The sequence below is a fragment of the Frankia sp. RB5 genome (assembly GCF_059816245.1).
Map to the genome: position 1 here is coordinate 56,860 of NZ_JCBATA010000017.1, position 22,164 is coordinate 79,023.

Sequence of the window (22,164 nt, forward strand, 5' to 3'; positions counted from 1 at the left end):
CTGGTCGGATCCAGCACTTAGGTCGGGGGGGCCGACCAGGCGAAGGATCCCATGTATCTCACGCGTAACCGGCGCCAGATCTCCCCGCGCCGGGCCGTGCCCGTTCCCGTCCATCCGGCGGGTGCCCTGCTCCTCCCGGTAGCGATCGCGGCCCTGCTGTTCGGCGCGGCCGGCTGCAAGGCGAACCCGGTCGGCGCCGGCACGGCCGGTGCGCCCGGCGCCACCACCCCGGGCACCCCGGGCACCGCGGCGTCGCCAGCCGCGAGCACCGGCCAGACGCCGGCGCAGCCGATGTCGGCACCCCTCGGCACGACGCCGACGCCGTCCTCGGTTCCGGCGACCACGACGCCGGTGACCCCGGCGTCGTCGGCCCCGAGCGGTCCGGCGAGCACACCCGGCGCGACGCCCTCGCGCCCGTCGCCGCGACCCGTCTGGACCCTGCCGCCGATCACCATCCCGGCCCCGGCGGGCGGCCTCACCCCGAGCGCGGCCCCACCCGCGCCCACCACGGCCCCGCCCGCCACCGTTGCGGCCCCGCCGGCCACTGTGCCGGCCCCGCCCGCCACCGGGCAGAGCGCGTTCGCCACCGCGGTGGTCGCGGCGACGAACCAGCAGCGACGGGCGGCCGGCTGCGGCGACCTGACCGTCGACGCGGTGCTCACCAGCGTGGCGCAGGCGCACAGCGCGGACATGGCCACGGCCAACTACTTCAGCCACAACAGCCAGGACGGCCGCACCCCGTTCGACCGGATCACGGCGGCGGGCTTCTCGTTCTCCGTCGCCGCGGAGAACATCGCCGCCGGCCAGCGGGACCCGGCCGCCGTGATGCAGGCGTGGATGAACAGCCCCGGACACCGCGCGAACATCCTCAACTGTGCCCTGACCCGCATCGGTGTCGGCGTCGCGAACGGCGGCACCTACGGCGTCTACTGGACCCAGGATTTCGGGACGCCCCGCCGATGACGGCACGGTGAGAAGGTGCCCCGGATCGGTGACGGTCGCCTGATCCCCGAGTGACGATCCGGTGACGGCCACGGGGAGGGGCGGTGCCAGCCTGACCCGCGGGACGTCCGCGTCCGTGGCCGGGTGTATCCCGTAGGGTCTGGACATCGTCGCCGACGGCGGCCCGGGTGTCGCGTGCACCGGGCGGGCCGGGCGGCGGCGGTCGCGACAGCGCCGTCGGCGCGGGCGGCCCCGGCGCGGGCGCCCCGGGCAGGAGGAGAGACCGTGGTTCGGGCGGTGGTCACCGGCGCGGCCGGTTTCCTCGGCGGGGCGCTGACCCATGCGCTGCGCCGGCAGGGGTTCGAGGTCGTCGCGCTGGACATCCGCCGGTCACCCGGCGTCGTCCAGGCCGACGTCACCCGGCCGGGGGAGTGGGAGCGGGCGCTCGAGGGCGCCGCCCTGGTCGTCCACGCGGCCGCCGTCGGGACCGGTGGGGTCGCCGAACTCACCCCGGTGCGGCCGGGACGTGCCGGCGCGCCGGTCCGGGTACCACCCGCGGAGGTCCGCCGGGTCGCGATCGGCGGTACGGCATCGCTGCTCGACGCGGCGACCCGGGCCGGCGTCGATCGGTTCCTGCATCTGTCCTGCGTGGATGTCCTGTCCCGGCCGCCGTCGTCCACCCCGGCCGGGGCCGCCGGGTCCCCGCGCGCCAGCGCGGACGGGCCGCTGCTCGACGAGTTCTCTCCCGTCGGCCTGACCGGGGACGCCCGCGCCGACGCCCTCGCGGCCGCCGAGCAGGCGGTCGGCTCCGCCGCCGCGCACGGGCTCGGCGCCACCGTCCTGCGCATCGGTGACGCCTACGGCCCGCGGGCCGGCCGGTGGACCCTGTGGCCGGTGCTGTTGCTGCGGGCCGGCCGATTCGTGCTGGTCGGCGGCGGGCGCGGGCTCGTCAGCCCCGTGCATGTCGACGACGTCGTCGACGCGGTCACGACGGTGGCCGCCGCGGACCGCGAGGCCGTCGCCGGCACGGTGCTGCACGTCACCGGCGGCGCGCCGGTGAGCGCCGCCGAGTTCTTCGGCTGGTACAGCCGGATGCTCGATCTGCCGGCGCCCCGCTCGGTGCCCGCCCGCGTGTTCGAGGCCGTCGGCGCCCTGGACCGCGTCCGCGCGCTGGCCCACGGGTCCACCGAGCCGGGGTCGCGCGGCGCGCCGGGCGTCGCCCCGACGGCCGGCGATCCGACGGACGTCCTGGTCGCGGACCGGGGCGGCGGCATGTCGGGGCCCGCGGCGGAGCAGGGGCAGGCGGCGTGGGCGGCGGGTGGCGCGTCCGGTCGGGGGCCCGGTCGGCCGGGCGCGGGGCTGGTCCGGGGCATCGGGGCCCGGCTCGCCGCCGGCGTCGACCCGCGGGCGCGGATCGACGTGGGCCCGCTCGGAGTACGCGACCTGACCCGCGAGGTCGGTTTCTCGACCGCCCGGATCCGCGAGCTGACCGGCTGGGAGCCGGCCGTGTCACTCGCCGACGGGATGGCCCGCACGGAGGTCTGGCTGCGCGAACGCGGACTGCTCGGAGTGCGGGAACCGTCCCGTCGTGGGTGAAGGGCCGACCCTCACCACGCCCCGGCTGCTGGCCCTGCCGCTGACCATCTGGAACGCCGGCTATGTCGCCGAGGAACTAGCCCCGGCGTTGGCCTACACCGCGGTCATGGCCCGATCGGGGGGGCGTGGCCCGACCACCGGCGGGCCCTACGGCGGCATTGTCGGCACCGATCCGCACGCACCCGCGCCGGATCCCCTCGACCCGGCCGGATCCCTGCGCCGCGAGCTGCGCCGCCGGGCCGGCGCCGGCCGGTCGGTGCTGACCTGGGTGTTACGGCGCAGGTCCGAGGCGGCGGCCGTCGGCCTGCTCGCCGCGGACACCCATGGCCGCCGGGCCGTCGTGGGGGTGTCGATCGTGTTCGGCTCCCGGCGGGAGGGCTACGCGACCGAGGCGGTCCGGGCGGCCGCCGGCTGGCTGGAGTATCGCGGGGCGCTCGTCGAGACGCGGATCCAGCGCGGCGACGCCGTCGGGAAGCGGCTGGGGCAGGCGACGTCCTTCGTGCCCACCCCGGTTCTGGTAGCCGAGTGGTGGCGGATCTGGCTGCGGCCGCCCGCCGAGTGAGCCTGCCGTCACGTCACTGTGCGTCATGTGGTCCCGGCGGGCACACCTCGGTGCGAGGACGCGGTGAGCTGGCGGGGCACCGCCCGGTGGCGGTCCGCCGCGCCTCGCGGTGATCCGCACGAAACGACCTGGTAAGAACGGTCGTGCGGACACACGGAACATTGTGCGGGTGTTGCCGTTCCGATGGCCTGATGTCAGGCGCGCGACACCCTCGTTCTCGTAATTTCACCGTCACACGTCGGGTGGCGGACACGCCGCGCCGGCAGCCCCCTGTTCAGACCGTGATGCCCTGGGGCACCATGTAAAGCGATGTCGCGACCGTTGGCCGACGGGCCGAGCGAGGGCGGGGCGTCCGCGACGGGCCGTGGGAGGTCCGTCGCGCGTCCGGGGAGGGGAGCCCGAACGGTTCGGCGCTACCTGCGCCTGGGAGGTCAGCAGCATGAGCGTGGAAACCCCTCGGGGAACACCGGCCGGAGTCCGGCCGGGCGAGGTCACCTATGACCATCTGATCATTCCGTCACACTGGCGACGGTCGAACGAGTCCACGCCCGGCGCGCCGAACGCCCTGTTCCCGCCCGAGGGCGGCGCCACCGATGCGTCGTCCCACCCGCCCACCGGGCCGATCAACCCGTCGACCGGGGCGCTGACGGGCCCGCTGCTGGTCGGGACGACCGCGCGGGCCTTCGCCAAGCTCGACGACATGATCCGCCTGTCCGCCGAGGACAAGGCGGTCATCGCCGCCCGCCGGGACGAGGCCGAGCGCGCGCTGCGGGCGATCTTCCCGCCGCGCTGCGCGCTGCCGCTGGTCGGCGTGGCCACGATCGGCTCCGCCGGGCGGGACACGATGATCCGCCCGCTGGACGAGGTGGACATCTTCGCGGTCTTCTCGGCGGCGAACAGCGCCTGGAAGCGATTCCGCTGGGACTCGCGCGACCTGGTGCTCTGCGTGCGCAACGCGATCGGCGGCGAGCGGATCCAGACGATCGGCAGCCGCGGCCAGGCGCTGCGCATCGTCTACGACTCGCCGCCCGACGTGCACCTCGTCCCCGCGTTCGACCACCCGCGGGCCGGCTATGTGATGCCCGACCGGGTCGGCGGCTGGCTGCCGACCCGCCCGGAGCGGCACATGAGCTGGACGGCGGATCTCGGTCCCCGGGTGATCTCGGCGGTCCGGCTGCTCAAGGCGTGGAACCGGGTGTGCGGCAGCCATCTGCGCTCGTTCCACATCGAGGCGCTCGCCGGCCAGGTTCTCGCCGGCAAGGGACTCAACACCCGGCAGGGCCTGGCCGAGGTGTTCCGGTACATGGACGAGGTCGGCCTCGCCGTGCCCGACCCGGCCGACGTCGGTGGCGACCTGGCCAGCTACGTCCGCCCGGAGGACCACGACGCCCTCGGTGAGACGATCCGGCTCGCCCGGATCTACTCGACGAAGGCGCTGGCGGCCGAGCAGGCCGGCGACCACGAGGAGGCCGTCGCCCTGTGGGGCTCGGTCTTCGGACCGGAGTTCCCGGCCTTCGGCTGAGCGCCCGCCCGCTGCCGCCCGCCCGCCGTCGCCCGCGTGCTCAGGGCGGTCCGTCTCCCGGGGGTGGCTCGGCGCCGGGGACTGCCCTGCGCCGGCCCAGCCGGGACCGCTCCGCCTGCGCGGCGACGATCCGCAGTGCCTCCTCCCTCCCGCGCAGCCCGGCCTTGACCCGGACCGGGCCGCCGGTGGTGTCGAGCTGCACATCGGCCAGCCCCAGCACCCGGACCAGCGGATTCGCCACCATCCGGATGCTCTGCACCTTGGCGTGCGCGATGACGTCGGTGTGCCGGCGCAGCAGGCCGTGCCGGCTGACGAACGCCGCGTCGTCGGCGCCGCAGGCCAGCGCCCACCAGTGCAGCGGCGCCAGCAGGACGGCGCGCCGCGGCGGGCGGTCCAGCCGGACCCGCCCGAGGTCCACTCCGGGCAGCAGCCTGCCGACCAGATCCAGCGCGTCGGCGCGGCGGGCCACCGGCAGCAGCACGGACGGCCCGCGTCCGGCCACGTTCATCCGGATCGTGGCCCAGCCGAACGGGCGCCACAGCAGCGGCTCGACGACGCTGATCGCCTGGACCCGGCCCGGCGGAATGGTCGCGTGGGCGCGTTCGAGCAGCCCGCTGTCGATGCGCAGCCCGTTCGGCGACGTGGACACCGTGTACGGGTAGCCGGCGGCGAACACCCGGATCGTGCGGTGCCACAGCCAGCCGAGCAGCGGGACGGCGCCGAGGAAGCCGGCCCGCGTCCCGGTCAGCAACGACGGGACGGCGATCGCCACCGCGCCGAACAGGGCCACCCACGGCGCCGGGGACAGCGCGATCGCGGCGACGAGCCGGCGCGGCGGCACCTCGGCGAGACGCTGGTGGGGGGCCTCGGGGGCATCACCCCCGAGTCCCGCGGCGGCGGTCAGCAGCGTGGCGCGCAGCCGGTGGGCGTGCCCGAGCGACAGGTAGCGCAGGTCGGAGGCGGCCTCACCGCCGTCGCCGTCGGCCCGCTCCCGATGCTCCCGGCCGGCGAGGTCGAGCCGCAGGATCGCGAGCCCGGTGAACCGGGCGAGCAGCGGCTGGACGATGTCGACGGACTGCAGCCGGTCCAGCCGGACGTACCGGGTCCGGCGGACCAGCAGACCGGTGTCCAGGCGCAGGTCGTCGCGCTCGATGCGGTACCGGGTGAACCGCCAGGCGGTGTAGCCGTAGAGCCCGGCGGCCGGAATGAGGAAGATCATGGTCAGCCCGATCGCCCGGGCGGTGACATCCTCGGCGAGGTTGCGCCCGACGGTCGCCGCGAACGCCGCCACGATCACCCAGCCGCGCAGGAACGGCGTCAGCGGATGCAGGCGGTGAAAACCATCCGGGGCGGCCGCCGGTGCCTCGCCCCGCACGGGCGCGGGCGGATCGGACCGTGGGACCGGTATGCCGCGGCCGGCGGGGCCCGTCGTGGCGGCCGGGTGGATGGGGACCGGCGCGACGGAGGTGTCGTCGGCGGCGCCGCGCTGCGTCGTCACAGGCCGGCCGACCGGGCTTCGCCGCGTTCGGTCAGCGCGTCGCGCAGCCGGGCGGCCTCCGGCGGGCGCAGGCCGGGAATGACGGCGTCGCTGGTCGCGGCGGCGGTGTGCAGCTGCACCCGGGCGATGCCGAACCGGCGGGCGAGCGGTCCGGCGGTGACGTCGACGAGCTGCAACCGGCCGTAGGGCACCACCACCAGCCGCTGGACGAGCACGCCCCGGCTGATCAGCAGGTCGTCCTCCCGCTCGGCGTACCGCCAGGCCCGGCACACCCGGCCAATCGCGAGCCAGGCCCAGCCCGCGACGGCGAGGGGCACCAGGGCGACCAGCGACCACGGCCAGCCGCCGACGGCGACCGTGACCAGCACGGTGAGCACCACCGCGGGAACGGCTCCGAGGATCAGCAGGGTGCGACGCAGTCGCCGCAGGTCCGGCGACAGGACCCGCCACCCCGCGGGGTCCGCCAGGAGAACGTCGGCCATGTCGCAACGATAGGTCGCGGCCTGGATACGTCCGAGCGGATTGGGGTGAGCGGCGCCGGACCGGTGATGGCTGGTGCTCCTGGGCCAGGCCCGATCGGGCCATCCCGGTGCTGGTCGGCCCCGTGCGGTGCTGGTCGGGCCCGTCCGGTCAGGTGCCGCCCGCGTCGAAGCCGTCGTTCGCGCGGGCGAGCCGGCCGGGCCACCAGATGGCGCGACCGATGTCCAGCGCGAGCGCCGGTACCAGGATCGACCGCACGACCAGCGTGTCGAGCAGGACGCCGAAGGCGACCACGAAGCCGACCTCGGCGAGCTGCACCAGGGGGAAGATGACCAGCGCGGAGAAGGTGGCGGCGAGCACGACGCCGGCGGAGGTGATGACGCCACCGGTCACCGCCAGGGCGTGCAGCACGCCTGGCCGCGAGCCGATCCGTGCCGTCTCCTCCCGCACCCGGGTCATCAGGAAGATGTTGTAGTCCACGCCGAGCGCCACCAGGAAGATGAAGGCGAACAGCGGCAGGGACGGATCTGATCCGGGGAATCCGAAGAGCCACCGGTAGGCGACCGCGCTCGCGCCGAGGGCGGCGAGGTACGACAGCACCACCGTCGCCATCAGCAGCAGGGGGGCGACGACCGCCCGTAGCAGGAAGACGAGCACCACCAGGACGACGGCGAGCACCATCGGGATGATGACCTGACGGTCCCGCTCCGCCGCCCGGCGCACGTCGAGGTTCACCGCCGTGTTCCCCCCGACCAGCGCTTGCGCCCCCGCCAGCCCGTGCAACCGCTCCCGCAGCGACGACACCGCCGCGAACGACTCCGGACTGTCCGGTCGCGAGCGCAGCACGACGAGGAACTGCGCCTTCCCGCCGGTCCGGCCCACCTCGGTACTGGCCGCGACCTCCGGGGAGCCGCGCAGGATGGCGGCGGTCGCCCGGGCGGCCCCCTCGTCGACGATGACGTAGGTCGGCGCGGTGGCACCGGGCGGGAAGTCGGCCGACGCCAGCCCGATGCCGCGCACCGACTCGACGCCGTGCCGGAACCCCTCGTCCTGCCGCAGCGAGGTGTCCATCGCCAGCAGGCCGATGGCGAGGGCGCCGAGGAGCAGGGACGTGAGCACCCACACGGTGCGGGGGCGCCGGTCGATCGCCGCGCTGATGCGGACCCAGCGGCCCTCCTCCTCGGCGAGGTCGAACTCGGTGAGGTCCTCGTGGCCCGGGATCGTCGGCGCCGCCAGCGCCGCGGCGTGCGCGGTGCGCGCGGCCGGCCCGCGCCTGGCCGTGTCCGTGACTGGCGGATGCTCCCCGAAATGCGGGATCCGCGGCCAGAACAGCCGGCGCCCGCACAGCACCAGCGCCGCGGGGAGCAGCGTCATCATCGTGATCAGTGCGGTGCTGATGCCGATCGCGCCCACCGGGCCGAGCCCGCGGTCGGAGGCGAGCAACCCGAACAGCAGGCAGAGCATGCCGATGATCACGGTGCCGGCGGAGGCCAGGATCGCCGGTCCGGCGCGGGAGACGGCCTCCCTCATCGCCCGGCGCGGGTCGCGGTGCCGGGTGAGTTCCTCCCGGTAGCGGGCGATGAGCAGCAGCGCGTAGTCCGTACCGGCACCGAAGACGAGTACCCGCAGGATGCCGGAGCTCTGCCCGTTGACGGTCAGCCCGGTGTGCCGGGCGAGCAGGTAGACGATGCCCGCCGCCGTCTGGTCGGCGATGCCGACCGAGATCAGCGGCACCAGCCAGAGGAACGGGCTGCGATACACCACCAGCAGGATCACCGCGACGATCGTGGCGGTGACGAGCAGCAGGAGGGTCTCGATCGTGCTGAACAGGTGGAAGGCGTCAGCGACGAGCCCGGCGGGGCCGGTGATCGCGATCTGGGCGCCGGGCGGTACCAGGGGGCGCGCGACCCGGCGCATCTCGCGGACATCGTCGGTGAACGCGGAGGCGTCGTCGCGCTGCGCGAGGGGAACGGTGAGGATCAGCGTCCGGTTGTGGGGGGAGGGGACCGGTCCGAGTACCGGACCGGAGGCGAAGGGGCGCAACGCCTGCCCGATCCTGGCGGCGGCCGCGCGATCGGCGTTGGTCAGACCGCCCGGCCTGTCCAGGACGACGATCGTCGGGACGGCGTCGCCGCCCGGGAAGTGTCGCTGCTCGGCGAGCAGTCGGGTCGATTCGGCGTCCGAGGGCAGGAACGCCGCCGCGTCGTTCCTCTGCGCGTCCGGAAGCTGGAAGGCGAGGGGACTCAGGGCCGCCGCGATGGCGAGCCACAGCACGATCACCACCCAGGCGGAGCGTCGCCCGATGATCCACGACACGACCCGACAGCCCCTTCCCGGCCGGGTCGCGATCAGCCCCCCGTCGCCGTCGCTCAGACAGCGCGGAGGGTGGTCCGCGCGACGCGGTCGGGATCTCCCCGCTCACCCGGCGCCACGGCCCTCGCCGGGAATCGTCGCAGCTCCACGTCGTCGGCGCCGCGCGGGCCGACGGAAATCACCCAGGCTGACCGGGATCTGACGCCGCGGTCCGCGCCCAGGCGACGGCGACGTCCGCGGCGACGGAGACGTTGTTGCGCACCGCGTTGATGTTGACCTCGAGACTGGCGCCGCCCGTCTCGAGGTGGAAGGTCTCCAGCAGGAACGGGGTGACGGACTTGCCGCGGATGCCGCGGTCCGCGGCCCAGGTCAGCGCGTCGGTCAGCACCCGGTCATGCAGGGCCGGGTCGAGCGCCTGGTCGGTCGGGAGGGGGTTGGCGACGACGATGGCCGAGGCCAGTTCCATCGCGTCGGCCGCCGCCATGACGGTGGCGACCTGTCCCGGCTCGCCGACTCGCCAGTCCAGGTCATAGGAGGTGTGCTGCAGGTAGAAGCCGGGGAACGTGGAGGTCCGATATCCGAGCACGGTGACGCCGAGGGTCTCCAGCCGTTCGAGGGTCGCGCCGACGTCGAGAATCGACTTGACCCCGGCGCAGACCACGGTGATCGGCGTGGTTGCCAGCGCCACCAGATCGGCGGACTCGTCGAAGCTGTCGCCGGCTCCCCGGTGCACGCCGCCGAGACCGCCCGTGGCGAATACCCGGATCCCCGCACGGGCCGCGAGCAGCGCGGTGGACGCGACCGTCGTCGCGCCTGTCCTCCCGGTCGCACAGGCAACGGGCAGGTCGCGGACGGACACCTTGAGTACGGCCGTGTCGTCGGCGATCCGCCGCAGGTCGGCCTCGTCCAGGCCGACCCGGGGAAGCCCGTCGATCACCGCGACCGTGGCGGGTGTCACCCCCTTCTCGCGCAGCTGGTCCTCGAGCTCCAGAGCGACGTCCCGATTGCGTGGCCGGGGCAGGCCGTGCGCGATCAGCGTCGATTCCAACGCCACTACTGGTGCTCCGACGGCCAGCGCCTCCCGCACGGCCGCCGAAACGACGATGTTCGATCTGCCCGCCATGCGCCGACCCTACGTCGGGACCACACTGTGCGATCTGGCATACGCCGACGATCGGCCGGCGGTAGCCGGGTGCACGCACCGCGTGGGTCGCCTGCGCCCGGGCGCTGGCCGCGGCCAGAACGCCGGGGTCAGAGCGTTTTGGCGGTGGCGTTCGCCGCCGCGCTCACGCTCAGGCCGGAGCCGCCGGGCGCGGCGTCGACGAGAACCTCGTCGCCGTCCCGTACCTGCCCGGCGAGCAGTTCCCGGGCGAGCTGATCGCCGATCGCGGTCTGCACCAGGCGCCGCAGCGGACGCGCGCCGAAGACCGGGTCATAGCCGACGTCGGACAGCCAGCTCTTCGCCGCGTCGGTGACCGTCAGACCGATCCGCCGGTCCTGCAGCCGCGTGCGCAACCGGTCGAGCTGCAGGTCCACGATCCGGGTCAGGTCCTCCCGGCCGAGCTGGTCGAAGACGAGGACGTCGTCGAGCCGGTTGAGAAACTCCGGCTTGAAGGCGTCGCGCACGGCGACCATCACCGACTCGCGCCGCACCTGCGGGCTGAGCGTCGGATCGGCGATGAACTGCGAACCGAGGTTGGAGGTGAGGATGAGGATCGTGTTGCGGAAGTCCACCGTCCGCCCCTGCCCGTCGGTCAGCCGCCCGTCGTCGAGGACCTGCAGCAGCACGTCGAAGACGTCAGGGTGGGCCTTCTCGACCTCGTCGAGCAGGATCGCGCTGTAAGGCCGGCGGCGGATCGCCTCGGTGAGCTGACCGCCGGACTCGAAGCCGATGTAGCCGGGCGGTGCGCCGATGAGGCGGGCGACCGAGTGCTTCTCGGCGTACTCACTCATGTCGATGCGGACGACGGCCCGCTCGTCGTCGAACAGGAAGTCCGCCAGCGCCTTCGCGAGCTCGGTCTTGCCGACTCCGGTCGGCCCGAGGAACAGGAAGGAACCGGTGGGACGGTCCGGATCGGAGATGCCCGCCCGGGCCCGGCGGACCGCGTCGGACACGGCCCGCACCGCGTCGTCCTGACCGATCACGCGGGTGTGCAGCTCGGACTCCATCCGCAGCAGCTTGGCGGTCTCGCCTTCCAGCAGCCGTCCGGCTGGGATGCCCGTCCAGGCTGCGACGACCTCGGCGACGTCGTCGGGGCCGACCTCCTCGTTGAGCATGGCCCCGCCGGGGGCGTCGGTGGCGGCCAGCGCGTCCGTGGCGTCCGTCAACCGCTTCTCCAGCGTCGGGATGGTGCCGTAGCGAAGCTCGCCGGCCTTCGCCAGGTCGAGGTCGCGCTCGGCGAGCTCCGCCGCCCGCCGGGCGTTCTCCAGCTCCTCCTTGATCTTCTGGACCTCGGAGATCGAGTCCTTCTCCCGGCGCCAGCGGGCGGTGAGGGTGTTCAGCTCCTCCCGCCGGTCGGCCAGCTCGCGCTGCAACCGCTCCCGCCGCTCGCGGGAGGCTTCGTCGTTCTCCTTCGACAGCGCCATGTCCTCGATCTCGAGCCGGCGCACGGCTCGCTCGAGCTCGTCGATCGCGACCGGTCGGCTGTCGATCTCCATCCGCAGCCGGGACGCGGCCTCGTCCATGAGGTCGATGGCCTTGTCCGGCAGGAAGCGGGCGGTGACGTAGCGGTCCGACAGGGTGGCGGCGGCGACGAGCGCGGCGTCGGTGATCCGGACGCCGTGATGCACCTCGTAACGCTCCTTGAGGCCGCGCAGGATGCCGATGGTGTCCTCGACGGTCGGCTCGCCGACCAGCACCGGCTGGAAGCGCCGCTCCAGCGCGGGGTCCTTCTCGATGCGGGTGCGGTACTCCTCGAGGGTGGTGGCGCCGATCATGCGCAGCTCGCCGCGGGCCAGCATCGGCTTGAGCATGTTGCCCGCGTCCATCGCGCCCTCGGCGGCACCGGCGCCGACGACGGTGTGCAGCTCGTCGATGAAGGTGATGATCTGGCCCTCGGCCTCGCGGATCTCGTTGAGGACGGAGGTCAGCCGCTCCTCGAACTCACCACGCAGCTTGGAGCCCGCGACCATGGAGCCCAGGTCGAGGGAGACGATGCGCCGCCCGCGCAGTGACTCCGGCACGTCGCCGGCGACGACCCGCAGCGCCAGGCCCTCGACGATCGCCGTCTTGCCGACGCCCGGCTCGCCGATCAGGACCGGGTTGTTCTTGGTGCGCCGGGACAGCACCTGGATCACGCGGCGGATCTCGGCGTCGCGGCCGATGACCGGGTCGAGCTTGCCCTGCTGGGCCCGCTCGGTGAGGTCGATGGAGTACTTCTCGAGCGCGCGGTAGGAGCCTTCCGGATCCCGGCTGGTCACCCGCCGGGCGCCGCCGCGGACCTTGTCGAACGCGCCGCGCAGCGCGTCCGCCGTGGCGCCGGCCGCGGTGAGGATGTGGCTCGCCTCGCCGCCTTCCTCGGCGAGCGCGACGACGAGGTGCTCGACGGAGGTGTACTCGTCCCCCAGCCGCGCGGCCTGCCGTTCGGCGTTGTTGAGGACGGCGATGAGCTGGCGGGACAGCTGAGGGGCCGAGACGCTCATCCCCGTCGCCCGGGGCAGCCGGGAGACGGCCGCCTCCGCACGGGCCTGGACCGACTCGACGGAGGCACCGACCGAGGACAGCAGGGTGGCACCGACCCCGTCGGGGGATTCGAGCAGCGCGGCGAGCAGGTGGAGCGGATCGACGAGCGGTGAGCCGTCGCCGGTGGCTCGGCTGATCGCCGCGGACAGAGCCTCCTGCGAGCGGGCGGTGAGGCGTTCAGCGTTCATGGCGGATCCCAGGGGGGTCGGGGAAAGTCGTTGTCGCGAGATACAACGCTCAGTATACCTGAGTCGTTCCCGCTCAACTCTGTCCTGATGTGTGGCGGTCGCCCGAAACGGCGAAGGGGCTTCCCGCGGTCCGTGACGGACCCGGCAAGCCCCCTGAGGTCGGGCGGTGGAGCGGGGCCGGCGCCTCTGCCGGCCGCGCCCTCAGCGGCGGGGAAGCGGCCGCCATACCACGACTGCCCCGCGGTCGACCGGGACGAGATCCCGGCGGTGGCTGGCGTGCGCCTCGGCCACCTGTCGCGCCGCGTCGGCGCGGGCGTGCGCCAACTCCTCGGTGAGCTGACGCACCTGCGCCTGCAGGGCCAGCACCTGGGCACCGAGCCGCAGGACCTGGCGGATGCCCTCGAGGTTGACGCCCTCTTCCTGGGAGAGACGCTGGACCTCCCGCAGCAGAGCGACGTCCCGGGCGGAGTACCGGCGCCCCCGCCCCGCGGTTCGTCCCGGCGTGACGATCCCGAGCCGGTCGTAGGAGCGCAGGGTCTGCGGATGCATGCCGGCGAGCTGCGCGGCGATCGAGATCACGTAGACCGGCGCGTCCTCGTCATGGGCCGGGCCAGGCAGTGGTCCAGTGGGGTAGTAGCCCTCCGGACGTACCTCGGTGGCCGAGAGCGGTGCCTCGGGTGCGGGTTGCTGGCCCGCTCGGCGTGCCGGCGCGGTCCGCGCGCGGGACGCGGCGGGCGGGTCGGACGTGCGGTTCGGGCGCGCGGTCATTCCCCTGCCTCCATCCGTTCCATCAATGGCGCCCGGGGGTCCTCGGGGTGGGCCTGGGCGAACTCCAGCAACGCCGTGCGGGCGCGTGGCGAGAGATCGGCCGGCTTGGGCACGGTCACCTCGAGCGTCACGATGAGGTCGCCGTGCCCGCCCCCGGACATCGGCACACCGCGGCCGCGAGCGCGCAGCCGCCGCCCGCTGGAGGTGCCTGCCGGCACTTTCACCGTGAGCGGGGCGCCGTCGAGCGTGGGCACCCGGACCGAGGCGCCCAGCGCCGCCTCGGTGATCGTCACGGGCAGGGTGATGGTCAGGTTGCTGCCCTCCCGATCGAAGATCGGGTGGCGTAGGACGTGAACCGTCACCTCCAGGTCACCGGCTGGTCCGCCGCGCTCACCGGGGGTGCCGCGGCCGCGGACGCGAAGCCGCTGACCGTCACTGACTCCCGGGGGGATCCGGATGCGCTGCTCACGCTCCCGGCGACCGGTGCCCCGGCAGTCCGGGCAGGGATGGTCGATCATCGTGCCCTTGCCCAGGCAGTCACGGCACGGCTCGGACAGCGCGAACCCGCCCTGGGAACGGGAGACCACCCCGAGGCCCCGGCAGGTCGGGCAGGTCCGGGGTGCGGTGCCAGGCCGAGCGCCACTGCCCTCGCAGGTGGTGCAGGTGGCGGCGCCCGGCAGGCGAACCGATGCCTCGAGGCCGGTCAGCGACTTCTCGAACGGAATCGTGACCTCTGCCTCGATGTCACCACCGCGGCGCGGCCCACGTCCCGGCGACGAGCGCTGGAACATGTCGAAGAAGCCGCCCAGGCCGCCGCCGCCCGCCCCGCCCAGCAGGTCCTCGAAGTTGAGGTTCGGGCTGCCGCCGTAGGCCGAACCCGGCGCGCCGAAGCCGCCGGGTGCCCCGAAGCCTCCCGGCCGCCCGCCAGTGAAACCACCGGGCCGCCCACCGGCGGCGAACAGAGCCCGGGCCTCGTCGTACTCGCGCCGACGACTCTCGTCGGAGAGCACGTCGTAGGCCTCGGACACCTCCTTGAAGCGCGCCTCGGCCTTGGCGTCCCCCGGGTTCTTGTCCGGGTGCAGTTCCCTGGCCAGCTTGCGGTACGCCTTCTTGATGTCGGCCGCCGAGGCGTCCTTTGGAACGCCGAGAGCGGCGTAATAGTCCTTCTCGACCATGTCGCGAACACTCACGGCGCCCCTCCTTCCCTCATCGTGTCATCCCGCCCGAATCGCCCGCCAGGGCGAGACGATGGCCGGCCGGCTCCGCCGCGGTCGGGACGGACCCCGGCCGGCGCGTCACGGCCGGCCGGGCGGCCTTGGCCCCCACTCTCAGTCGGCGCTGACAGTGGGCTCGCCGTTGTCCGGTCCGGGGATGCTGCCGGTGTCGTCCGGCATCGGGGCGGCGCGCTCGCCCTGCTCCGCGGGCCGGCCAGCCGTCTCGGCGACCGGTTCCGCGGCCGCCGGCGGCGCAGTGGTGGGCTCGCCGGTCGGCTCGGCGACCGAGACCTGCGCCGGGCGCAGCACGCGACCGGCGTGCAGGTAGCCGGCACGGAACACGTCCACGCAGGTTGGTCCGTTCACGTCCGACCGGTACGAGTGCATGAGAGCCTCGTGGATCGACGGGTCGAACTCGTCGCCGGGTGCGCCGTAGCGTTCCAGGCCGGCTGCTTCCAGCGCTGTCTCCAGCGCCTCGGCGATCGCCTTGAACGGCCCTTCGAGGTCACCGTGATCACGGGCACGGCCGATGTCGTCGAGGGTCGACAACAGGCTGGCCAGCACCTTCGCGGTGGCCTGCTCGCCGATCTGCTGGCGGTCGCGCTCAACCCGGCGGCGGTAGTTGTCGAACTCCGCCTTCAACCGCTGCAGGTCGGCTGTCCGCTCGACGAGCTGCGCCCGCAGGGATTCGGCCAGCTCGCTGTCGGCACCCTGGCCGGGCCCGCCGGCGGGAGCCGATCCCGCCGGCGCGCCAGCCGGGGAAGCGGACTCGGGTCGCACCTCACCGCTTTCCGGATCGATCCGTCGCCGGTCGCGCACGACCACGTGGGGCTCCTCGCCGTCGTCTCCGCCGCCCGTGCCCCACCAGTCACCGGACTGGCTGGAGGTCACTTCTTGTCCTCCTCGTCCACGATCTCGGCGTCGACCACGTCGTCGTCGGCGGGGCTGCCGGCGCCGGGCGCGCCCGCGCCGTCCTGGGCGGCCTGGGCGTACATGGCCTGGCCCATGGCCTGGCTCGCTGCCGCGAGAGCGTCGGCGGCCTCGCGGATCGCGGCCGTGTCGGTGCCGGCGACGGCGCCGCGCAGGGTGCCGAGCTTCTCCTCCACGTCCGACTTCACCGCGGCGTCGATCTTGTCGCCGTTCTCGGCGAGGAACCGCTCGGTGGAGTAGACGAGGGTCTCCGCCTTGTTCCGGGTCTCGGCCTCCTCGCGGCGGTTGCGGTCCTCCTCCGCGTACTGCTCGGCGTCGCGAACCATGCGGTCGATGTCGTCCCGCGGCAGCGCGGAGCCACCGGTGATGGTCATCGACTGCTCCTTGCCCGTGCCGAGGTCCTTGGCGGACACGTGCACGATGCCGTTCGCGTCGATGTCGAAGGTGACCTCGATCTGGGGCATGCCCCGCGGGGCCGGCGGCAGGCCGGTCAGCTCGAACATGCCGAGCTTCTTGTTGTACGCGGCCATCTCGCGCTCGCCCTGGAAGACCTGGATCTGCACCGACGGCTGGCTGTCCTCGGCGGTGGTGAAGATCTCCGAGCGCTTGGTGGGAATCGTGGTGTTGCGCTCGATGAGCTTGGTCATGATTCCCCCCTTCGTCTCGATGCCGAGGGACAGCGGGGTGACGTCGAGCAGCAGGACGTCCTTGACCTCGCCCTTGAGCACACCGGCCTGCAGCGAGGCGCCGACGGCGACGACCTCGTCCGGGTTGACGCCCTTGTTGGGCTCCTTGCCGCCGGTGAGCTCGCGGACCAGGTCGACAACGGCCGGCATCCGGGTGGAACCGCCGACGAGCACCACGTGGTCGATGTCGCTGACCTTGATGTTCGCGTCCTTCACCGCCTGCTGGAAGGGGTGCTTGCAGCGGTCGATGAGGTCGGAGGTCATCCGCTGGAACTCGGCGCGGGTCAGCGCGACGTCCAGGTGCAGCGGACCCTCGGCGGACGCCGTGATGTACGGCAGGTTGATCGTGGTCTGGGTGGACTGCGAGAGCTCGATCTTGGCCTTCTCCGCAGCCTCGCGCAGCCGCTGCAGGGCCATCTTGTCCTTGCCGAGGTCGACCCCGTGCTGACCGTTGAAGGTCTTGATCAGGTGGTCGGTGATCCGCTGGTCCCAGTCGTCACCGCCGAGGTGGGTGTCACCGGAGGTGGACTTCACCTCGACGACGCCGTCGCCGATCTCCAGCAGGGAGACGTCGAAGGTACCGCCACCGAGGTCGAAGACCAGGATGGTCTGCTCCTTCTCGCCCTTGTCCAGACCGTAGGCGAGCGCCGCCGCCGTGGGCTCGTTGACGATCCGCAGGACGTTGAGACCCGCGATCGTGCCGGCCTCCGTGGTGGCCTGGCGCTGCGCGTCGTCGAAGTACGCCGGAACGGTGATGACGGCGTCGGCCACCGGCTCGCCGAGGTAGGACTCGGCGTCCCGCTTGAGCTTCTGCAGGATGAAGGCGCTGATCTCCTGCGGGGTCAGCTCCTTCGCGTCGACCTTCATCTTCCAGTCGGTGCCCATGTGGCGCTTGACCGACCGGATGGTGCGCTCGACGTTGGTGACCGCCTGACGCTTGGCGACCTCGCCGACCAGGACCTCGCCGTTCTTCGCGAAGGCCACGACCGACGGGGTCGTGCGAGAGCCCTCGGCGTTCGCGATCACCGTGGGTTCTCCGCCCTCGAGCACGCTCACGACGGAGTTCGTGGTGCCGAGGTCGATGCCGACCGCTCGTGCCATGTCTGTGTGCCTCTCGATCCATGCCGGCGCCGCTGATCGTGCGTGCGAGCCGACCTCGTGGGGATGGAACCTCTCGGTGGACCGGCTCGCCGAGGGTCACCCGGAGAGTTCGGTCCGTCTAAAGCTAGGACGCCTCGATGGATTGAGTCTACCTGACTCAGGATGGCGGCCACCAGGGTTGCGGCGCAGAGATGAGTCTGTGTCACTCAACTTTTTGGCGGGAGATGGCATTCCCCTGGTGGCCGGGATGCCGGTTCTCCGCGCGGAGGCGCCACGCCGACCGTCTGGACCGCGCGATCGACCGAACTGGCCCGGTCCCACGAGACCGCGGACGCAAGCCCGGCAGGCACACGGCGGCGACGGCGTCCGAACTCCGGCCCGATCATGATCGGCGGTGGGCCCTCGCTCGCCGGTGGGCGGCCGGCGTCGGGGGCCGGGTCGAGGGCGACGCCAGCGATGATCGCGCGAGCGCGTGCCCAGCGCACAGGGCGGCGGTGGGTTGGCGGGAGTGCCGTGGGTGCTACGACCCGGCGGGAGGCGGCGAGGTGTCCTCGGGCGGGGTGTCGGCGCAACGGTCGCCCTGGCTGGGGGAGGCGGGCTGGTCGGCGTCCGTGCGCGGCGGGCGCACGGCGGCCAGGATGCGTCCGCGCCGGGCCCGGGGGCCGGCGCGGCCGGTGCCCGCCAGCCCGATCGAGGCGATCGGGCCAGTGCCCGCCGGTCCTTCGTCGTCGGGCGTGATCTCGTCCGCGCCGAGTTCGGTGGTCTCGGCGCCACCGGTGGCCTGGCCCGGCATGGCCAGCGGCATGCCGGCGCGGGCGTCGACGTCCGCCTGCCGGCCGAGGTCCGCCTCGATCTGGGCGAGCCGGTCGAGCATGCCGCTCGCGTCGCCGTCGCGCTCGCGGATGGTCCGCAGCGCGTCCATCAGCGTGAGCCACTGGTCGCGGTCGACGGTGACCTGGTCGGCCAGCCGGTTCGCCGAAAAGGCCGGGAACAGGCGCTCGGCGGCGGCGATGATCTGCCGGACCTCGCCCGGATTGAGCCGCCCCGGCTTCTTGCGGATGAAGTTGGCGACGTCCTTGATGCTGATGATCGTGACGCCGTCCAGCGCGCCGTCGCTCCACAGGACGTTGGCCTCGACCATCACCAGGATCGGGCTGACCGGGATCTTGAGCATCGGCAGCGCCGCGCGGATCTGGCTGCGGACTTCGCCGCCAAGCCAGGAGGCCCGGTCGATGACCGGCTTGAGCGACTCGCCGTCACACACCGCGCCGCCCTTGGTGTAGCGCAGGGTGCCCTTGCTGTTGTCGCTGCCCAGAACCATCACGCCGCCGGGCCCGATCAGCAGGTGGCCGATCGTCGCCTCCGAGTACGGCACCGCGCGGTCATGCAGGATGAGGTAGCCGTTGCGGCGCAGCCGGGCGATGGCACGGGCCGTCTTGCGCTCGGCCTCGGCGCCCTCCCGCAGCAGCTCGATGTCCGGCGCGGTGCCGAACGACACGACCATGATCCCCGCTGGCCAGGCCAGGAAGACCAGGAAGAACACGAGGATGGCGAGGCCGGGCTGGCCGACCCCGAACGCGATGACGAGCGCGAGGACGAGTCCGACCACGGCGGAGCGCACCGCCGTGCGGGGGATCTGCCGGGCCAGCCGGTCGCGCCGGACCAGTGCCTGGTTCTCGCGGGCCCGCTGGTACTCGGTCTGCAGGGAGTGCCCGGGACGGCCGACTCGGGTCATCGTCGTCGGCCGTGTGATCGTCGCCATCGTGCCCACCATGGTTCGCAGGGTTCGTCAACGTGGGTTGGGGCCCGCCCGCCGGGTACGCCGGGCGTCGTCGCGACAGCGCTGGCACGAGGCCCGCGGATGCCTCAGCGGAGCGGGCACCGCGGGACGTTCGATCGCCCGGTCACCATGGGCGAAAGGCCGACCCTATGGTGCGTCGATCGACCTTGTAGCACAAGGGTTGACATCATCGGATGGGGTGCCTTCGCGACGTGGGGTGGCGCGGGTCGTGACGATGCCGGGCGTTGCGCGTCGGTTGGGTGTCTGCCACTGAAAGTAGCAGTCCCGCCGGTCTCGCGCGGGTGATCGGACCTTCGGACCCCCTATGTCGGGCCGCTCGGACCACGTCGTGGCAGGGTCGGGTGGAGGCGGTGAAGCCGTCGCCCCCGATGCTCATCCATTGTCTCGTTATGGATTCGGAGGGTGAGATTTGGCGGGTAGACGGGCTGTAGCGCGCCCGGCGGGTGGCGCGCCTCACTCGCCCCATATGTTACTGACCGGTACGAGTAGGCTCGCCCGTGACGGTGGGTCCAGATGGAGGATGCTGTGAGAATTGCGATCGGTGGAGCGATCACGCTGATCGCTCTCGCGGTTGCCGGGCGCCGGGTGTTCTGGCTGTTCCGGCTGATCCGGTCGGGGCAGCCGGCCGAGGGCAGGCTGGACGACCTGCCCCGCCGCATCTGGACCGAGATCAGTGAGGTCGGGGGGCAGCGCAAGCTGCTGAAGTGGTCGGTGCCGGGTCTGGCCCACTTCTTCACCTTCTGGGGCTTCACGATCCTGCTGCTCACCGTCATCGAGGCCTACGGCGGCCTGTTCGACGACGACTTCCACATCCCGCTGTTCGGCCACTGGGCGGCCATCGGGTTCCTGGAGGACTTCTTCTCCGTCGCGGTGCTCGCCGGCCTCGCCGCGTTCACCGTCATCCGGGTGCGCAACGCACCGTCGCGGCTGGAGCGCAAGTCCCGGTTCTACGGGTCGCACACCGGCCCGGCCTGGGTCATCCTCGGCCTGATCACCGCGGTCATCGTGACTCTGCTCGTCTACCGCGGCGCGCAGTGGAACACCGGCAACCTGCCGCAGGGTCAGACCAAGTGGGCCTTCGCCTCCTATGTGGTCAGCCGGATCTTCTCCGGACTCTCGCACGACGCGAACGAGAACATCGAGACGGCGTTCCTGCTGCTCAACATCGCCGTGATCATGGGTTTCTCGGTGCTGGTGGTCTACTCAAAGCACCTGCACATCGGGCTCGCGCCGCTCAACGTCGTGCTCAAGCGGGAGCCGGTCGCCCTCGGCCCGCTGGCGACCACCCCCGACATCGAGAAGCTGATGGAGGAGGAGGAGCCGATCGTCGGCGTCGGCAAGATCGAGGACTTCTCCTGGAAGGCGATGCTCGACTTCTCCACCTGCACCGAGTGCGGGCGGTGCCAGAGCCAGTGCCCGGCGTGGAACACCGGCAAGCCGCTCTCGCCGAAGCTCATCATCATGGACCTGCGCGACCACCTGTTCGCCAAGGCGCCGTACCTGCTCGCCACCAAGGGCGCGGGTGAGGGCGAGGGTGCCGAGGCGCCGAAGGCCGTCACCGGGGTCGAGGAGGACGCGCACGCGCACCACGGCGTGCCGGAGTCCGGCTTTGGCCGGGTCCCGCAGCCGGGGCAGCCGCAGGTCGACCGCCCGCTCGTCGGCACCGCCGAGGAGGGCGGGGTCATCGACCCCGACGTGCTGTGGTCGTGCACCAACTGCGGCGCCTGCGTCGAGCAGTGCCCGGTGGACATCGAGCACGTCGACCACATCGTCGACATGCGCCGCTACCAGGTGATGATCGAGTCGGCGTTCCCGTCCGAGGCCGGCGTCATGCTGCGCAACCTCGAGAACAACGGCAACCCCTGGGGCGTCTCGCCGCGGACCCGCACCGAGTGGACCGAGGGCCTGCCGTTCGAGGTGCGAATCCTCGATGACGGCGAGCGGATCCCGGACGACGTCGAGTACCTGTACTGGGTCGGCTGCGCCGGCGCCATCGAGGACCGGGCCAAGAAGGTCGCCCGCTCGTTCGCCGAGCTGCTGCACACGGCGGGCGTGTCGTTCGCGATCCTCGGCACGAACGAATCCTGCACCGGTGACCCGGCGCGGCGTCTCGGCAACGAGTATCTGTACCAGGAGATTGCCAAGGCGAACATCGAGCTGCTGAACGAGACGGGCGTCAAGAAGATCGTCGCGACCTGCCCGCACTGCTTCAACAGCCTCGCCCGCGAGTACTCCTCGCTCGGCGGCCAGTACGAGGTCATCCACCACACCCAGCTGCTCGGCAAGCTCGTCGAGGAGCGCAAGCTGGTCCCGGTCACCCCGGTGGAGTCGTCGGTCACCTACCACGACCCGTGCTTCCTCGGCCGGCACAACAAGGTGTACACGCCGCCGCGGGAGATCCTGGAGGCCATCCCCGGCATCCGCGGCCAGGAGATGCACCGCTGCAAGGACCGCGGCTTCTGCTGCGGCGCCGGCGGCGCGCGGATGTGGATGGAGGAGAAGATCGGCAAGCGGGTCAACGTCGACCGCATGGAGGAGGCCCTCGGCCTCGACCCGGACGTCGTGTCGACCGCCTGCCCGTTCTGCATCGTGATGCTCACCGACGCTGTCACCGAGAAGAAGCTTGCGGGTGAGGCGAAGGAGAGCGTCGAGGTGCTCGACGTGTCCCAGCTGCTGGCGCGCTCCCTGGCGCCCGCGGCCCCGGCGGAGCCCGCTCCCGCCGAGCCGGTCGCCTGATCCGGTAGCCGTTCCCCGACCCTGAGGCCCAGGGCAGCGCGTCGATGGCGCGCCGCCCTGGGCCTTCGTCGTCACCTCGTCCGGTCGTCACCTCGTCCGGTCGTCACCGCGTCCGGGCAGCCGGCGTGGCGACGGGCCGGCATGG

The 22,164-nt window shown here is 72.8% G+C and carries 15 protein-coding genes; 5 read left to right on the forward strand and 10 right to left on the reverse strand.

Annotation, left to right across the window (positions count from 1 at the left end; translation table 11 throughout):
• The first annotated feature begins 51 nt into the window (after window positions 1-51).
• The 4 genes from AC6EXY_RS11215 (at window position 52) to AC6EXY_RS11230 (ending at window position 4,622) form a co-directional block, all read left to right on the forward strand.
• Complete coding sequence (locus tag AC6EXY_RS11215) at window positions 52-963, forward strand: CAP domain-containing protein (RefSeq protein WP_499817313.1); 912 nt, start codon at window positions 52-54, stop codon at window positions 961-963.
• Between the two features lie 264 nt (window positions 964-1,227).
• On the forward strand, window positions 1,228-2,538 hold the full coding sequence (locus AC6EXY_RS11220) for an NAD-dependent epimerase/dehydratase family protein (RefSeq protein WP_499817314.1): 1,311 nt from the start codon (window positions 1,228-1,230) through the stop codon (window positions 2,536-2,538).
• The gene (locus AC6EXY_RS11225; RefSeq protein ID WP_101833543.1) at window positions 2,531-3,100 is read left to right on the forward strand and encodes a GNAT family N-acetyltransferase; all 570 of its coding nucleotides are present in this window, start codon (window positions 2,531-2,533) and stop codon (window positions 3,098-3,100) included. Before AC6EXY_RS11220 ends, AC6EXY_RS11225 begins: the two co-directional genes overlap by 8 nt.
• A gap of 439 nt (window positions 3,101-3,539) precedes the next feature.
• Window positions 3,540-4,622, forward strand: coding sequence for a nucleotidyltransferase domain-containing protein (locus AC6EXY_RS11230; RefSeq protein ID WP_101833542.1), 1,083 nt, complete (start codon window positions 3,540-3,542; stop codon window positions 4,620-4,622).
• A gap of 40 nt (window positions 4,623-4,662) precedes the next feature.
• Here the strand turns inward: AC6EXY_RS11230 and AC6EXY_RS11235 are convergent, their stop codons facing one another.
• The 10 genes from AC6EXY_RS11235 to AC6EXY_RS11280 form a co-directional block, all read right to left on the reverse strand.
• Window positions 4,663-6,120: a PH domain-containing protein gene (locus tag AC6EXY_RS11235; protein ID WP_243407878.1), complete on the reverse strand. Its 1,458-nt coding sequence runs from the start codon at window positions 6,118-6,120 to the stop codon at window positions 4,663-4,665.
• The gene (locus AC6EXY_RS11240; protein ID WP_101833541.1) at window positions 6,117-6,602 is read right to left on the reverse strand and encodes a PH domain-containing protein; all 486 of its coding nucleotides are present in this window, start codon (window positions 6,600-6,602) and stop codon (window positions 6,117-6,119) included. The genes AC6EXY_RS11235 and AC6EXY_RS11240 overlap by 4 nt, the downstream gene beginning before the upstream one ends.
• Window positions 6,603-6,750: 148 nt before the next feature.
• The gene (locus tag AC6EXY_RS11245) at window positions 6,751-8,916 is read right to left on the reverse strand and encodes an MMPL family transporter (protein ID WP_101833540.1); all 2,166 of its coding nucleotides are present in this window, start codon (window positions 8,914-8,916) and stop codon (window positions 6,751-6,753) included.
• Window positions 8,917-9,091: 175 nt separating this feature from the next.
• On the reverse strand, window positions 9,092-10,036 hold the full coding sequence (locus tag AC6EXY_RS11250; protein ID WP_101833539.1) for a pseudouridine-5'-phosphate glycosidase: 945 nt from the start codon (window positions 10,034-10,036) through the stop codon (window positions 9,092-9,094).
• 128 nt (window positions 10,037-10,164) lie between these two features.
• On the reverse strand, window positions 10,165-12,783 hold the full coding sequence (gene clpB, locus AC6EXY_RS11255) for an ATP-dependent chaperone ClpB (RefSeq protein ID WP_101833538.1): 2,619 nt from the start codon (window positions 12,781-12,783) through the stop codon (window positions 10,165-10,167).
• A gap of 201 nt (window positions 12,784-12,984) precedes the next feature.
• Entirely contained in the window at window positions 12,985-13,551 is a 567-nt protein-coding gene (locus AC6EXY_RS11260; RefSeq protein ID WP_101833537.1) for a heat shock protein transcriptional repressor HspR, read from the reverse strand.
• The gene (dnaJ, locus tag AC6EXY_RS11265) at window positions 13,548-14,741 is read right to left on the reverse strand and encodes a molecular chaperone DnaJ (protein ID WP_101833536.1); all 1,194 of its coding nucleotides are present in this window, start codon (window positions 14,739-14,741) and stop codon (window positions 13,548-13,550) included. The genes AC6EXY_RS11260 and dnaJ overlap by 4 nt, the downstream gene beginning before the upstream one ends.
• A gap of 138 nt (window positions 14,742-14,879) precedes the next feature.
• Complete coding sequence (grpE, locus tag AC6EXY_RS11270; protein ID WP_101833535.1) at window positions 14,880-15,656, reverse strand: nucleotide exchange factor GrpE; 777 nt, start codon at window positions 15,654-15,656, stop codon at window positions 14,880-14,882.
• Window positions 15,653-17,482, reverse strand: coding sequence for a molecular chaperone DnaK (gene dnaK / locus AC6EXY_RS11275; protein ID WP_101833534.1), 1,830 nt, complete (start codon window positions 17,480-17,482; stop codon window positions 15,653-15,655). Before dnaK ends, grpE begins: the two co-directional genes overlap by 4 nt.
• A gap of 520 nt (window positions 17,483-18,002) precedes the next feature.
• Window positions 18,003-19,244: a nuclease-related domain-containing protein gene (locus AC6EXY_RS11280; RefSeq protein WP_101833548.1), complete on the reverse strand. Its 1,242-nt coding sequence runs from the start codon at window positions 19,242-19,244 to the stop codon at window positions 18,003-18,005.
• Between the two features lie 564 nt (window positions 19,245-19,808).
• Here AC6EXY_RS11280 and AC6EXY_RS11285 point away from each other — a divergent pair.
• Window positions 19,809-22,019 carry a (Fe-S)-binding protein gene (locus tag AC6EXY_RS11285; RefSeq protein ID WP_101833533.1) on the forward strand — a complete coding sequence of 737 codons (2,211 nt, stop codon included), beginning with the start codon at window positions 19,809-19,811 and terminating at the stop codon, window positions 22,017-22,019.
• The last annotated feature ends 145 nt before the right edge of the window (window positions 22,020-22,164 follow it).